At 71.1% G+C, this 14,054-nt stretch carries 12 protein-coding genes and 1 CRISPR repeat array; of the genes, 9 read left to right on the forward strand and 3 right to left on the reverse strand.

Annotated elements, in window-relative coordinates:
* Positions 1 to 78: 78 nt before the first annotated feature.
* From ACLQ2N_RS27090 to ACLQ2N_RS27125, 8 genes are all read left to right on the forward strand, one after another.
* Positions 79 to 1,119, forward strand: a complete 1,041-nt coding sequence (locus tag ACLQ2N_RS27090) for a BMP family lipoprotein (protein WP_425816800.1) — start codon at positions 79 to 81, stop codon at positions 1,117 to 1,119.
* A 308-nt stretch (positions 1,120 to 1,427) separates the two neighbouring features.
* Positions 1,428 to 3,014: an ABC transporter ATP-binding protein gene (locus tag ACLQ2N_RS27095; protein ID WP_425816802.1), complete on the forward strand. Its 1,587-nt coding sequence runs from the start codon at positions 1,428 to 1,430 to the stop codon at positions 3,012 to 3,014.
* Positions 3,014 to 4,129 carry an ABC transporter permease gene (locus ACLQ2N_RS27100; RefSeq protein ID WP_425816804.1) on the forward strand — a complete coding sequence of 372 codons (1,116 nt, stop codon included), beginning with the start codon at positions 3,014 to 3,016 and terminating at the stop codon, positions 4,127 to 4,129. Before ACLQ2N_RS27095 ends, ACLQ2N_RS27100 begins: the two co-directional genes overlap by 1 nt.
* Positions 4,126 to 5,415 (forward strand): ABC transporter permease, encoded by a 1,290-nt coding sequence (locus ACLQ2N_RS27105; RefSeq protein ID WP_425816806.1) that lies wholly within the window; start codon positions 4,126 to 4,128, stop codon positions 5,413 to 5,415. Before ACLQ2N_RS27100 ends, ACLQ2N_RS27105 begins: the two co-directional genes overlap by 4 nt.
* A complete protein-coding gene (locus ACLQ2N_RS27110; RefSeq protein ID WP_425816808.1) occupies positions 5,412 to 5,816 on the forward strand; it encodes a cytidine deaminase in 405 nt (134 codons plus the stop codon). The genes ACLQ2N_RS27105 and ACLQ2N_RS27110 overlap by 4 nt, the downstream gene beginning before the upstream one ends.
* Before the next feature lie 120 nt (positions 5,817 to 5,936).
* Positions 5,937 to 7,214, forward strand: coding sequence for a thymidine phosphorylase (locus ACLQ2N_RS27115; protein ID WP_425816810.1), 1,278 nt, complete (start codon positions 5,937 to 5,939; stop codon positions 7,212 to 7,214).
* A 100-nt stretch (positions 7,215 to 7,314) separates the two neighbouring features.
* Complete coding sequence (locus ACLQ2N_RS27120) at positions 7,315 to 7,911, forward strand: Uma2 family endonuclease (RefSeq protein ID WP_425816812.1); 597 nt, start codon at positions 7,315 to 7,317, stop codon at positions 7,909 to 7,911.
* 53 nt (positions 7,912 to 7,964) lie between these two features.
* Positions 7,965 to 8,267 (forward strand): STAS domain-containing protein, encoded by a 303-nt coding sequence (locus ACLQ2N_RS27125; RefSeq protein ID WP_425816814.1) that lies wholly within the window; start codon positions 7,965 to 7,967, stop codon positions 8,265 to 8,267.
* A gap of 57 nt (positions 8,268 to 8,324) precedes the next feature.
* On the opposite strand, the gene ACLQ2N_RS27130 is transcribed toward ACLQ2N_RS27125, so the two are convergent.
* The 3 genes from ACLQ2N_RS27130 to ACLQ2N_RS27140 form a co-directional block, all read right to left on the reverse strand.
* Complete coding sequence (locus ACLQ2N_RS27130) at positions 8,325 to 9,347, reverse strand: sigma-70 family RNA polymerase sigma factor (RefSeq protein ID WP_425816816.1); 1,023 nt, start codon at positions 9,345 to 9,347, stop codon at positions 8,325 to 8,327.
* Between the two features lie 95 nt (positions 9,348 to 9,442).
* Complete coding sequence (locus ACLQ2N_RS27135; RefSeq protein WP_425817115.1) at positions 9,443 to 10,159, reverse strand: L,D-transpeptidase; 717 nt, start codon at positions 10,157 to 10,159, stop codon at positions 9,443 to 9,445.
* Between the two features lie 103 nt (positions 10,160 to 10,262).
* Complete coding sequence (locus tag ACLQ2N_RS27140) at positions 10,263 to 11,561, reverse strand: MFS transporter (RefSeq protein ID WP_425816818.1); 1,299 nt, start codon at positions 11,559 to 11,561, stop codon at positions 10,263 to 10,265.
* Positions 11,562 to 11,624: 63 nt separating this feature from the next.
* Here ACLQ2N_RS27140 and ACLQ2N_RS27145 point away from each other — a divergent pair, with 63 nt between their 5' ends.
* Positions 11,625 to 12,578, forward strand: a complete 954-nt coding sequence (locus ACLQ2N_RS27145) for a LysR family transcriptional regulator (protein ID WP_425816820.1) — start codon at positions 11,625 to 11,627, stop codon at positions 12,576 to 12,578.
* Positions 12,579 to 12,634: 56 nt separating this feature from the next.
* Positions 12,635 to 14,006: direct repeats of the CRISPR family, unit length 29 nt; unit sequence GGGACCATCCCCGCGCGTGCGGGGAGCAG.
* Positions 14,007 to 14,054: the final 48 nt, after the last annotated feature.

The raw sequence follows: 14,054 nt of genomic DNA on the forward strand, positions 1-14,054 counted from the left end.
TGACATCTACGCGCGTTACGATCGCGGCGAAACCAGCGCCGGAAGAGGCGCTTCGGTCAGGTTTGAAGGAGCCTTCCCTTGCGCCGGGTATCCAAGATCAGTGCCGCGATCGCCGTCACCGCGGCTCTCGCGCTCACCGCCACCGCGTGCGGCGAGTCGTCCGACGAGAGCAGCGGCTCGGACGACGGCAAGATGAAGATCGGCATGGCCTACGACGTCGGCGGCCGTGGCGACAACTCGTTCAACGACTCCGCCGCGCGCGGCCTGGACAAGGCCAAGGCCGAGTTCGGCGCCGAGACGAAGGAGCTCACCGCCAAGACCGGTGAGAGCTCGGCCGACCGCGACCAGCGCCTCCAGTCCCTCGCGGAGGGCGGCTACAACCCGGTCATCGCGATCGGCTTCGCGTACAAGGAGGCGGTCGACAAGATCGCGCCCAAGTACCCGAAGATCAGCTTCGGCCTGGTCGACTCGGTCTCCGACGTGAAGAACGTCGACAACATCGTCTTCACCGAGGAGCAGGGCTCGTACCTCGCCGGTGTGGCGGCGGCGCTGAAGTCCAAGGACGACAAGGTCGGCTTCATCGGCGGCGTGGACCTCCCGCTGATCAAGAAGTTCGCGGCCGGCTTCCGCCAGGGCGTTCTGGACACCAAGCCGAAGGCCACGGTGCAGATCCAGTACCTGTCCACCGGCTCGGACCTCTCCGGCTTCGGCAGCCCCGACAAGGGCAAGGCCGCCGCCAAGGGCATGCTCGACAAGGGCATCGACGTCATCTTCGCCGCCGCGGGCGGCTCGGGTGCCGGTTCGATCGAGGCCGTCGCCGGCAAGAAGGGCGCCTGGTCCATCGGCGTCGACTCCGACCAGGCCAAGGACCCGGCCCTGACGAAGTACGCGGACACGATCCTGACCTCGGTCGTCAAGAACGTCGACTCCGGCGTCTTCGACCTGGTCAAGTCCGTCAAGGACGGCAAGCCGATCACCGGCACCCAGACGTACTCGCTGGCCAAGGGCGGCGTCAGCCTGACCCCCACGGGTGACCACCTCAAGGACATCCAGACGCAGCTCGACGAGGCGAAGAAGAAGATCGTCGACGGCACCATCACGGTCAAGACCACGACCTGATCCGGTCGTCGATCGGGGTCCGGGCGAGCGGCTTCGGCCGCCCGTCCCGGGCCCCGATTCACGTACCCCGGCGGGGTGCGGGCCACCTGTGATCGGGTGGCCAACGATTCGGCGACGCTACGCGCGTAGCGTCAGACCGGCACCGGCCGGGCGCGATACGTTTTCCGCCGCGCCCCGTACACCCTCCCGTGCCCCACGAGTCGTACACCTCCCCACCCGCCCTCCACCGCCTTCCCGTCCCCACCGCCCCCGCCCTCCGCTCCTGTCAAGGAGAGTGCGCCATCAACGCGTCCAGCAGTCCCAACGCCGTGGAGCTCCGCGGTATCACCAAGCGGTTCCCCGGGGTCGTGGCCAACCACGACATCGACATCACCGTGCGCCGCAGCACCGTCCACGCCCTCGTCGGCGAGAACGGCGCCGGCAAGTCCACTCTGATGAAGATCCTTTACGGCATGCAGAAGCCGGACGAGGGCACCATCGCGGTGGACGGCGAACAGGCCGTGTTCTCCAACCCGGGCGATGCCATCGACCGCGGCATCGGCATGGTGCACCAGCACTTCATGCTCGCCGACTACCTCACCGTCCTGGAGAACGTGGTCCTGGGCTCCGAGAAGCTGTACGGCATCGGCGACCGGGCCCGCGCCAAGATCAGGGAGATCTCCGACGCCTACGGGCTGGGCATCCGCCCGGACGCCATGGTCGAGGACCTCGGGGTCGCCGACCGTCAGCGCGTGGAGATCCTCAAGGTCCTCTACCGGGGCGCCCGCACCCTGATCCTCGACGAGCCCACCGCCGTCCTCGTGCCGCAGGAGGTCGACGCGCTCTTCGACAACCTGCGCGAGCTCAAGGCCGAGGGCCTGACCGTCATCTTCATCTCGCACAAGCTGGGCGAGGTCCTGTCGGTCGCCGACGAGATCACCGTCATCCGGCGCGGTACCACCGTCGGCACCGCCGACCCCCGGAACACCACGCCCAAACAGCTCGCCGAGCTGATGGTCGGCAGCGAGCTGCCCTCCCCGGAGACCCGCGAGTCGACGGTCACCGACACGCCCATGCTCACCGTCGAGGGCCTGCGGCTGACCGCGACCGACCCGGACGGGGCCGTGCGCGCCGTGCTCGACGGCATCACCTTCACCATCCACAAGGGCGAGGTCCTGGGCATCGCCGGCGTGGAGGGCAACGGGCAGTCCGAACTGGTCGACGCGATCATGGGCATGCGCACCCCGGACGAGGGCACCCTCACGCTGGACGGCGCGGACATCTCCCGTACGCCGACCCGCAAGCGCCGCGAGGGCGGCATGGCCGTCATCCCCGAGGACCGCCACCGGCACGGCCTCCTCCTGGAGGCACCGCTCTGGGAGAACCGCATCCTGGGCCACGTCACCGAGCGGCCCAACAGCCGGGGCGCCTTCCTCGACATCAAGGCCGCCCGCACCGACACCGAGCGGATCGTGCGCGAGTACGACGTCCGCACCCCCGGTATCGACGTCACCGCGGCCTCCCTCTCCGGCGGCAACCAGCAGAAGCTGATCGTCGGCCGCGAGATGAGCCACGCCCCCAAGCTGCTCATCGCCGCGCACCCCACCCGGGGCGTGGACGTCGGGGCGCAGGCCCAGATCTGGGACCAGATCCGCGAGGCGCGGAGCGAGGGCCTGGCGGTCCTGCTGATCTCCGCCGACCTGGACGAGCTGATCGGGCTCTCCGACACCCTGCGCGTCATGTACCGCGGCCGCCTGGTCGCGGACGCCGACCCGGCGACCATCACCCCCGAGGAGCTGGGCTCGGCGATGACGGGCGCGGCCAGCGGTCACCTCGAAGCGCCGGAGGAGGGCGGGGCGCCTGCCGCGCCCGCCACGAACGACGACACCGACCCCCGCGAAGGGGGAGAGGACTGATGAAGAAGATCGACAAGGAGCGTGTGCTCCTGGGGATCGCGGCCCCCGTACTCGCGATCGTGGTCGCCTTCCTGGTGACGGCACTCGTGCTCGCCGCCACCGGCAAGGAGCCGTTCAACGCCTTCGGCATCATGTTCGACTACGGGCTGAAGTCGGACAGCCAGGTCTACATCCTGAACAAGGCGACGACGTACTACCTCGCGGGTCTCGCGGTGGCCGTCGGCTTCCGAATGAACCTCTTCAACATCGGCGTCGACGGGCAGTACCGCCTCGCCGCGTTCTTCGCCGCCGCGCTCGGCGGCGCGCTGACCCTGCCGGGCGCCCTGCAGATCCCGCTGATCATCCTCACCGCGATGATCGTGGGCGCCATGTGGGCCGGCATCGCCGGTCTGCTCAAGGTCACCCGGGGCGTCAGCGAGGTCGTCTCGACGATCATGCTGAACTCCATCGCGACCGCGGTCATCGGCTACCTGCTCCAGCAGAACCGCCTCGGCCACCTCGACGAGGCCGGCACCAAGATCTCCACCAAGCCGCTCCCGGAGTCCTCGCACTTCTTCGAGTTCCCGACGACGCCGACGCCCGTCTGGGGCTTCATCGTCGTCGCGGTCGCCGCGGGCATCGCGTACTGGTTCACGCTCTCCCGTACCCGCTTCGGATTCGACCTGCGCACCGTCGGCCAGTCCGGCTCCGCCGCCGAGGCCAGCGGCGTCAACGTCCGCCGCATGGTCATCACCTCGATGCTCATCTCGGGCGCGGTCGCCGGCCTCATCGGCATGCCGACGCTGCTCAACGACAGCCACGAGTTCAGCGGCGACTTCCCCATCGGCATCGGCTTCACCGGCATCGCCATCGCCCTCCTCGGCCGCAACCACCCCGTCGGCATCGCGCTCGGCGCGCTGCTCTGGGGCTTCCTGGAGCGCGGCACCGGAAAGCTGGAGTTCGAGGGATACGACAAGGAGATCGTCGGCGTGATCCAGGGCGTCATCGTCCTGTGCGTCGTCATCGCGTACGAAATCGTCCGCCGCTACGGACTCAAGCGCCAGCAGAGCAAGGTCGGCGCGGAACTCGCCGCACAGGCCGCCCGTAACTCCGACCAGCAGGAGGTGTCGGCGTGACCGCCACGGCGACTTCCACCCCGCCCCCGGCGGCCCCCAAGGTCTCCGGCGGCAAGAGCGGCCGTTCCCGCCTCTCCTTCCCCGTCATCCTGCTGATCATCGCGGGCGTGCTGCTCGCGCTGTCCGCCGTACGGGCCATCACCGGCGCCCAGGACGTCACCTCGGCGGGCCAGATCAGCGCCGCCCTCGCCATGGCCGTGCCGATCGGTCTCGCCGGTCTCGGCGGCCTGTGGTCCGAACGCGCCGGCGTGGTCAACATCGGCCTCGAAGGCATGATGATCCTCGGCACCTTCTTCGGTGCCTGGGCCGGCTGGCAGACCAGCCCCTGGCTCGGCGTCCTCGCCGGCGTCGTCGGAGGCATGCTCGGCGGCCTGCTGCACGCGGTCGCCACCGTCACTTTCGGCGTCGACCACATCATCTCCGGCATCGCGATCAACATCCTCGCGCTCGGCTTCACCACCTACTTCGCCAAGCTGTGGTTCAACACCGGCGAGGCGGCGGCCAAGGGCGGCTCCCCGAAGCAGTCCCCGCCCGCCGACGACATCACCTCGGTGACCATCCCCGGCCTCTCCGACGGACTGCACTCCATCGAGAAGCACCACTGGTTCTTCGTCTCCGACCTGGCCGGCATCCTCGGCGGCCTCGTCACCAATCTCTCGCTGCTGACGATCCTGGCCGTCGTCCTCTTCATCGGGACCTTCTTCGTCCTGTGGAAGACCGCGTTCGGCCTGCGGCTGCGCTCCTGCGGCGAGAACCCGGTCGCCGCCGAATCGCTCGGCGTCAACGTCTACACGTACAAGTACGTCGCGGTGATCGTCTCCGGCGGCCTCGCCGGGCTCGGCGGAGCCTTCCTCTCCCTGGTCACCTCGCACATCTACAACGAGGGCCAGACCGGCGGACGCGGGTACATCGGTCTCGCCGCGATGATCTTCGGCAACTGGCGCCCCGGCGGACTCGCCATGGGCGCGGGCCTGTTCGGCTTCGCCGACGCGCTCCAGCTGCGCAACGGCGGAGAGTCCGTCCACGCGCTGCTCCTGCTGCTGTTCGTGGCGCTCGCCGGTCTCGCCGTGTGGAAGCTCTACCGCAAGAGCTTCGTGCAGGGCGTCGTCAGCGCGGTCATCGCGGCCGCCGTCCTGGTCTGGTACCTCGGTACGGACAGCGTGCCCACCGAGTTCGTCAGCGCCACGCCGTACATCGTCACGCTGCTCGTCCTCTCGCTCTCCGCGCAGCGGCTGCGGATGCCGAAGGCGGACGGCATGCGCTATCGCAAGGGGCAGGGCAAGTGACGCCCCCGGCCTTCACCGAAGCCGACTGGGACGCCCTGCGGGCCGCCGCCCGGGAGGCCATGTCCCGGGCGTACGCCCCGTACTCCGGCTACCCGGTCGGCGTCGCCGCCCGCGTGGACGACGGCCGTACGATCACCGGCTGCAACGTCGAGAACGCCTCGTACGGGATCGGGCTGTGCGCCGAGTGCGGCCTGGTCTCCCAGCTGCACGCCACGGGCGGCGGCCGGCTGACCCACTTCACCTGCGTGGACGGGGCCGGCGAGAGCCTGGTCCCGTGCGGCCGGTGCCGGCAGCTGCTGTACGAGTTCGGCGGCCCGGAGCTGATCCTGGAGACCCCGGACGGCTTCCGCACCCTGGACGAGATGCTGCCCCAGGCGTTCGGCCCGTCGCACCTCGGCTGACCCCTCCCCGCGGGGGGGGCCCGCACAACGGGCCCACCCGGCGCCCCTTTTCCCCTCTATGCGCGTAGAGTCACCAGGGCTCACGCGCACCGTACGTACCGGCCGGAAGGACGCCAGACCATGGACGCCATCTCCGTCATCCGCACCAAGCGGGACCGAGGCGAGCTGACCCCCGAGCAGATCGACTGGGTCATCGACGCGTACACCCGCGGCGAGGTCGCCGACGAGCAGATGTCCGCGCTGGCCATGGCGATCCTGCTGAACGGCATGAACCGTACGGAGATCGCCCGCTGGACCGCCGCGATGATCGCCTCCGGTGAGCGGATGAACTTCGACAGCCTCTCCCGCCCCACCACGGACAAGCACTCCACCGGCGGCGTCGGCGACAAGATCACCCTGCCGCTCGCCCCGCTGGTCGCCGCCTGCGGCGCGGCCGTCCCCCAGCTCAGCGGCCGGGGCCTCGGCCACACCGGCGGCACCCTCGACAAGCTGGAGTCCATCCCCGGGTGGCGCGCCCACCTCACAGGCGCCGAGATGCTGGACGTCCTCGACACCACCGGCGCGGTCATCTGCGCGGCGGGCGACGGCCTCGCCCCCGCCGACAAGAAGCTGTACGCGCTGCGCGACGTCACCGGCACGGTCGAGGCGATCCCGCTCATCGCCAGCTCGATCATGTCCAAGAAGATCGCCGAAGGCACGGGCGCCCTGGTCCTCGACGTCAAGGTCGGCTCCGGCGCCTTCATGAAGACCCTGGACGACGCCCGCGAGCTGGCCTCCACGATGGTCGCCCTCGGCACCGACAGCGGCGTCCGCACGGTCGCCCTGCTCACCGACATGTCCACCCCGCTGGGCCTCACCGCCGGCAACGCCCTGGAGGTCCGCGAGTCCGTCGAGGTCCTGGCCGGCGGCGGCCCGAAGGACGTCGTCGACCTCACCCTGGCCCTCGCCCGCGAGATGCTGGACGCGGCGGGCCTCAAGGATGCCGTCCCGGAGCAGGCCCTCCGGGACGGCTCCGCGATGGACGTCTGGCGCCGCATGATCTCCGCCCAGGGCGGCGACCCCGACGCCGCGCTCCCCGTCGCCCGCGAGCAGCACGTCATCAAGGCGTCGTCCTCCGGCGTCCTGACCCGTCTGGACGCCTACGACATCGGCGTCGCCGCCTGGCGCCTCGGCGCGGGCCGCGCCCGCAAGGAGGACCCGGTCCAGGCCGGCGCGGGCATCGAGCTCCACGCCAAGCCCGGCGACGTGATCACCGACGGCCAGCCGCTGCTGACGCTGCACACGGACACCCCGGAGAAGTTCGACTACGCCCTCAAGGCGCTCCCCGACGCATACGACATCGAGCCCGCGGGCACGGCGTTCGCGGCGACCCCGGTGGTGCGGGAACGTATCGCCTGACCTGCGGCTTCCCCGTACGGGTGAACGGGACCGGTGGACTGCCACCGGTCCCGTTCGGCATGCTGGACTCGGCGACGCACCAATACGAGGAGAGACCGCCATGAGCGCACTCACCGTCGATCCCGCGCCGGGCCAGGGACAGGGCCAGGAGTGGGACGACCTCGTCCGGATCTGGGAGGAGACGGACGCGCCGGAGGGCTGCAAGGTGGAGATCATCGAGGGGATCGTCACTGTGTCGCCGCCACCGTCCAAGGACCACAACACCACTGCCGAGCTGCTCCAGCGCAGGCTCTATTCCGTGATTCCGGAGGACTGGGGGATCTATCAGACCCTCGGGGTCTCGGTCCCGGGCCGGGCCGGGCTCTACATCCCCGACCTCGTGGTCGTCCCGAGAGCCGTGGCCAGCGGACCGGGCAACCGCGTCCCCGCCGAGGAAGCGCTGCTGGTCGCCGAGATCACGTCGCAGCACAACGCCAACCACGACCGCATCGGCAAGGTGCACGGCTACGCGAAGGCGGGCGTCGCGCTCTTCCTCCTGCTGGACCCCTGGCACTCGGGCCGCCCCACCGCCACGCTGTACGGGGAGCCCGAGGGCGGCACGTACCGGCAGCTGGCCACGGTCGAGTACGGCGACAAGCTGACCCTGCCCGACCCGTTCGGGCTCGACCTGGACACGGGGATCTTCCCGGTCAGCTGAGACGGGCCCGCCCGGTGCGGTGAATTTCGGCGCGGCCCCGGGTCTGCCAGGGTATGGAAGCCCCGCCCCCGGCCGCGCTCATCGTCTCCGGCCACGTCACCCGCGACGCCGTGCCGCGCCTGTGCGCCGACCTGGAAACACTCCTGACAACGTCCGCGGACCCCACCACGGTGTACTGCGACCTGAGCGGCGTCGTCCACCCCGACCTGACGACGGTCGAGGCGATCGCCCGTCTCTCCCTGACAGCCCGCAGGACGGGCGTCTGCGAGCTGCGCCTGCGCGGGACCCCGCCGGAACTGCGGACGCTGCTGGAGCTGGTGGGGCTGGGGGGTGTCCTCACACAGGGCGCCGGGTAGGCAGTCGGCTCGCGAGCCCCACCCGCCCCACGACCAGCCCTCGCCCCACCCGCCCCCTCACACCACATCCGCCTCCAGCCGCTCCGGCAGCCCGAACAGCGGGAACCACCGAGGCGCGTCCAGGAAGCAGTGCAGGCCCGTGATCGCGCCGTCCTCGATGTCGATGACCTGGACCGCCCAGGGGACGAAGCCCGGGCCCTCCGGGTCCGGCTTGTAGTGGGCGAAGGCCGGGGTGCCGTTCGCGGAGGTCGCGAGCAGGCGGGAGCCGGCGCAGCCCGCGCCCAGGGACGTCATGAACCCGGTGATGTCGTCGTGGCCCCGGAGCCACAGGTCGAACGGCGGCATGGTCATCACCGCGTCCTCGTGGAGGAGGGCGGTCAGCGCCTTCATGTCGTAGCCCTCGAAGGCCGCCACGTACCGTTCGAGCAGGGCCGTCTGCTTCTCGTCCAGCGGGTCCGCCGCGTCGGCGGCCCCGGGCGCGTGGTCGGTCAGGGTCGCCCGGGCCCGCTGGAGGGCGCTGTTGACCGAGGCGACCGAGGTGCCGAGCAGCTCCGCGACCTCCGCGGCCTTCCACGCCAGCACCTCGCGCAGGATGAGCACCGCACGCTGCTTCGGCGGCAGGTGCTGGAGCGCCGCGACGAACGCCAGGCGCACCGACTCGCGCGCCACCGCCGCCTCCGCCGGGTCGTCGGTCGTCGGGATGATCCGGCCGTCCGGCATCGGCTCCAGCCAGGCGTTCTCCGGAAGCGGGTTGAGCGCGGCCCGGGCGAGCGGCGTCGGCCCGGTCAGATCGACCGGCCGGGCCCGCTTCTTGCCCGCGTTCAGCATGTCGAGGCAGACGTTGGTGGCGATGCGGTACAGCCAGGACCGCAGCGAGGACCGGCCCTCGAACCTGTCGAAGCTGCGCCAGGCCCGTACCAGCGTGTCCTGGACCGCGTCCTCCGCCTCGAACGCCGAGCCGAGCATCCGGTAGCAGTAACCGGTCAACTCGACCCGGTGCCCTTCCAGACGGCTGTCGATGTCGCCCGCGGTGCCGGTCCCGGCGCCGGGACCCGCTGCCGCCGCTGTCAGTTCGCTCATCGCCGATCCACCCTGTCGTGCCGTGACACCGCTCGCTTCATCCAGCACTTCGGAAGCTACAGCGGGGCACTGACAACGGGGGCGAGCGGCAGCCGTCAGGTCCCCGGCTTGCGGCCGTACACGTAGACGTCGTCGCCGTTCTTCAACAGGTTCCAGTATGACTTCGCGTCCGAGGTGCGCATGTTGACGCAGCCGTGCGACCCCGGGGGATTCCACATCTTCACGCCGACCGCGTGGAACGCCTGGCCGCCGTCGAAGAACTGCGAGTACGGCATGGCCACGTGGTAGATCGACGACACGTGGTTCTTGTGACGCCAGTAGATCTTCTTGGCGCCCGTCCGCGTCTCGTACGTGTCCCGCCCCGTCCGCACCGGCACCGGCCCGAACTTCAGCTTCTTGCCGTCCTGGATCCAGCTGATCTGCCGCGTCAGGTCGACGCAGGCGATGCGCCCCTTGTTGGTCGGGCACTTCCCGGCCTTGTTGGGGTTCTTGCCGGCCGCCTTCTGCGCGGTGAGCGTCTGCATCGTGCGCCAGGTGACCGGTCCCGCGTAACCGATGGTCGGGGTGACCCCGTACGTGCTCTGGAACGACCGGATCTTCGTGCAGTCGGCCGCCGACTGCCTGCCGTCCACTTTCAGGCCCAGGTACTTCTCGACCTGCTTCTGGTTCGGGCCGGTGGACGTCGTGCAGGACGCCGCCTGCGCGCTGCCGCCCGTGCCGAGGACGAACGCCGGTATCGCGGTCAGCCCCGCGACGGACAGGACGAGCCCCCTCCGCGCCCGTACGACCGTAATGCCCCATATGTTCTGCATGTTCTTCCTGGCTCTCATGTACGCCAACTCCCCTTCGCGCGCACTGCGGTGATTCCGCCTGCTAGATGCGCGAAGGGGAGCGGCTGGTTGTGCGCCGAATGTCTCAGTTCTGTACGGGCGCCACGGCGGCGGGCCGCAGCCGTTCGGCGCGGGCGGCCCGCGTCCCGTACAGCGTGACGGATACGACTCCGAGGACCGCGAGCAGTCCCAGCGCGACCGTGCCCGACCAGCCGCCGGCGTGGAAGGCCACCGCGCCGAGCGTGCCGCCCGCGCTGGAGCCGAGGTAGTACGCCGACTGGTACAGCGCCGACGCCTGGGCGCGGCCCGTCGTCGCCGTACGGCTCACCGAGGAGGAGGCGACCGCGTGCCCGGCGAAGAAGCCGGCCGTGATCAGCACCAGGCCCAGCAGCACGGCGGCCAGCCGGTCGCCCAGTGAGAGCAGCAGCCCGGCGGCCGTGGTGGAGACGGCGAGGTACAGCGCGCCCCGCCGCCCCAGCCGGGCGACCAGCCGCCCGGCGGCGGCGGAGGAGACCGTGCCGACCAGGTACACCAGGAAGATCGAGCCCACGATGCCCTGCGGCAGGTTGAACGGGGCCTCCACGAGCCGGTATCCGATGACCGTGTACACGGCACCGAACACCGTCATGAACAGCGCGCCGATCGCGTACAGCCGCCGCAGCAGCGGATTGGCGAGGTGCGAGCCGACCGTACGCGCGAGCGCTTTCGGGTTCAGCGTGCCCGGGGTGAAGTGCCGGGCGCGCGGGATCATGAAGTGGAAGACGACCGCGCAGGCCACGGCCAGCAGCCCGACCGCGCCGAGCGCCGCCCGCCAGCCCCACAGCTGCGCGATCCAGCCGGTGAGGATGCGGCCGCTCATCCCGCCGATGCTGTTGCCGGCCACGAACAGCCCGATCGCGGCGACGAGCGCCTTGGGCCGCACCTCCTCCGCCAGATACGCCATCGCGGAGGCGGGCAGCCCGGCGAGCGCGGCGCCCTGCACGGCGCGCAGCGCGATCAGCGTGCTCAGCGAGGGCGCGAACGGGACGAACAGCCCGACCGTCACCGCGATCACCAGCGAGGCGGTCATCATCTGCCGCCGCCCGAACCGCTCGGACAGCGCGCTCAGCGGCAGCACGCACAGCGCGAGCGCCCCGGTCGCGGCGGAGACCGTCCAACTGGCCTGCCCCGCCGTCGCGCCGAAGGACGCGGAGACGGCGGGCAGCAGCGCCTGCGTGGAGTAGAGGAGCGCGAAGGTCGCGACACCGGCGGCGAAGAGGGCGAAGCTCATCCGGCGGTAGCCGGGGCGCCCGGGGGCGAGCCGGTCGGCGGTGTCGGCGACGGGGGACGACTGGGTCGAGGCGGCCACGATGAGGGTGGACGCCCCGGTACTGGCAGGAGGCATGCAAGGAACGTAGGCCGCGAGGGATTCATGCGTCCAATGCACAAACAGCGAATAATCAATCCCATGGCGCATCAACGCAGCTCACAGCCCCGGCTGTCACCGAGCAGTTACGAAGAAGACATCCGCGCGGTCCTCGCACCGCGCCTCGCGTACTTCGAGGCGGTGGCCCGCCACGAGCACGTCACACGCGCCGCGCAGGAACTGGGCGTCCCGCAGTCCACGCTCTCCCGCGCGATGGTGCGCCTGGAGGACGACCTGGGCGTCGCCCTGTTCGCGCGCAAGGGCCGCACGGTCTCCCTGACCCCGGCCGGCCGCACCTTCCTCGGCTCGGCCGAGCGTGCCCTCGCGGAGGTGGAGAAGGCCGCCGACTCGGTACGCGCCGACGCCGACCCCACCGCGGGCAAGGTGGCCTTCGGCTTCCTCCACACGCTGGGCTCCGAAACCGTCCCCGCCCTCATCCGCGCCTTCCGGGCCGACCACCCCCGGGTCCGCTTCCAACTCGTCCAGAACTACGGCGAGGCCATGATCGAACGCCTCCGCGCCGGGGGCCTCGACCTCTGCCTCACCTCCCCGGTCCCGGACGCCCCCGACCTGGTCGCCCGCCGCCTGGACGAACAACGCCTCCGCCTGGTCGTCCCCGAGGACCACCGCCTCGCCACCCGCCGCCGCATCCGCCTCGCCGAAGCCGCCGACGAAACCTTCGTCACCCTGGAACCCGGCTACGGCCTCCGCCGCATCACGGACGACCTCTGCGCGGAGGCGGGCTTCGTCCCCCGCGTCGCCTTCGAGGGCGAGGAGGCGGAGACCCTGCGTGGCCTCGTCGCGGCGGGCCTGGGCGTGGCCCTGCTGCCCCCGCCCGCGGTGGCCCGCCCGGGCGTGGTGGAGCTGTCGGTGACGGCACCGAGGGCGGTGCGCGAGATCGGCGTGGCCTGGCTGGACGGCCACCCGGACACGGCCCCGGTGGCGGCGTTCAAGCGGTTCCTGCTGGGGCGGCGGGGGAGTCTGCTGCCGGGGTGAGGGCCCCGCGCGTGCGGGGAGCAGTACACCTCCAATGTCAGCGTCACGGTGCGCCCGGAACCATCCCCGCGCGTGCGGGGAGCAGCAGGACCGCATCCCGGTGTTCACGGCGGAGACGGGACCATGCCCGCGCGTGCGGGGAGCAGCAAAGCTTCCGAGGCGACGGGCGAGACAGGACGGGACCATCCCCGCGCGTGCGGGGAGCAGCGAGCCAACCGGGCTCCTTGTCCTCGATCAGGGGGACCATCCCCGCGCGTGCGGGGAGCAGCGCCATCAAGTACGGCGGCGTGGACGTCACTTCGGGACCATCCCCGCGCGTGCGGGGAGCAACTCGTCACGACCGAGCCAGCAGGCGCCGCCGAGGGACCATCCCCGCGCGTGCGGGGAGCAGCAGCCCCTTCATCACCCGGCACACCTCAACCAGGGACCATCCCCGCGCGTGCGGGGAGCAGTCAAGGGGCAGATCGCCAAGGAGAACGGCAGCGGGACCATCCCCGCGCGTGCGGGGAGCAGAGCGAGGCGGCCGTGATCGAGCGCTTCGAAGAGGGACCATCCCCGCGCGTGCGGGGAGCAGAGGGACTCCCGCAGCACCTTGGCGGCCAGCAGGGGACCATCCCCGCGCGTGCGGGGAGCAGGGACAGCTCGAACGGCACGGTGTGCGGCATCAGGGACCATCCCCGCGCGTGCGGGGAGCAGGACATCTACTTCACGCGCGTGGAGGGGCGCCGGGGACCATCCCCGCGCGTGCGGGGAGCAGGCCCTGCGCGCTGCGCGATGCCACCAGGGCTCGGGACCATCCCCGCGCGTGCGGGGAGCAGACCGCTTCGGCGTCGTCGGCGGTCGCGGTGCCGGGACCATCCCCGCGCGTGCGGGGAGCAGAACCTCGGTTGGGTCACGACCGACGGCGGTCTGGGACCATCCCCGCGCGTGCGGGGAGCAGATCAGGGGCGCGGTCGCCAGACTGCCGGAGGTGGGACCATCCCCGCGCGTGCGGGGAGCAGCCGGCTTTCCTGTGCAGTGCATGCAGCCCCCGGGGACCATCCCCGCGCGTGCGGGGAGCAGGAGGGTCTTGAACTCCGATTTCATGTCGCGGAGGGACCATCCCCGCGCGTGCGGGGAGCAGTTCTCCGCTGACTACGGATTGCGCACGGTGCAGGGACCATCCCCGCGCGTGCGGGGAGCAGGCGGACACGAAACCGGAGCAGTCCCACGAGGGGGGACCATCCCCGCGCGTGCGGGGAGCAGGATGCGGCGCGCCTGTTGGTGTCGCCGCGGTGGGGACCATCCCCGCGCGTGCGGGGAGCAGGACGTCGACCCCAAGTCGTACCTCGACGACGTGGGACCATCCCCGCGCGTGCGGGGAGCAGCGGATGATCTGTGCGGCCTGGTCGCCGCCGAAGGGACCATCCCCGCGCGTGCGGGGAGCAGGACGTCGACCCCAAGTCGTACCTCGACGACGTGGGACCATCCCCGCGC

Origin of the sequence: Streptomyces sp. DT224 (assembly GCF_049844595.1) — a bacterium.
In the GTDB taxonomy this organism is placed as follows: domain Bacteria; phylum Actinomycetota; class Actinomycetes; order Streptomycetales; family Streptomycetaceae; genus Streptomyces.

Coding starts and splice junctions, on each gene's coding strand:
- ACLQ2N_RS27115 (WP_425816810.1), top strand. CDS start 5,937: ATGGACGCCATCTCCGTCATCCGCACCAAGCGGGACCGAGGCGAGCTG.
- ACLQ2N_RS27125 (WP_425816814.1), top strand. CDS start 7,965: ATGGAAGCCCCGCCCCCGGCCGCGCTCATCGTCTCCGGCCACGTCACC.
- ACLQ2N_RS27120 (WP_425816812.1), top strand. CDS start 7,315: ATGAGCGCACTCACCGTCGATCCCGCGCCGGGCCAGGGACAGGGCCAG.
- ACLQ2N_RS27135 (WP_425817115.1), bottom strand. CDS start 10,159: ATGCAGAACATATGGGGCATTACGGTCGTACGGGCGCGGAGGGGGCTC.
- ACLQ2N_RS27100 (WP_425816804.1), top strand. CDS start 3,014: ATGAAGAAGATCGACAAGGAGCGTGTGCTCCTGGGGATCGCGGCCCCC.
- ACLQ2N_RS27140 (WP_425816818.1), bottom strand. CDS start 11,561: ATGCCTCCTGCCAGTACCGGGGCGTCCACCCTCATCGTGGCCGCCTCG.
- ACLQ2N_RS27145 (WP_425816820.1), top strand. CDS start 11,625: ATGGCGCATCAACGCAGCTCACAGCCCCGGCTGTCACCGAGCAGTTAC.
- ACLQ2N_RS27130 (WP_425816816.1), bottom strand. CDS start 9,347: ATGAGCGAACTGACAGCGGCGGCAGCGGGTCCCGGCGCCGGGACCGGC.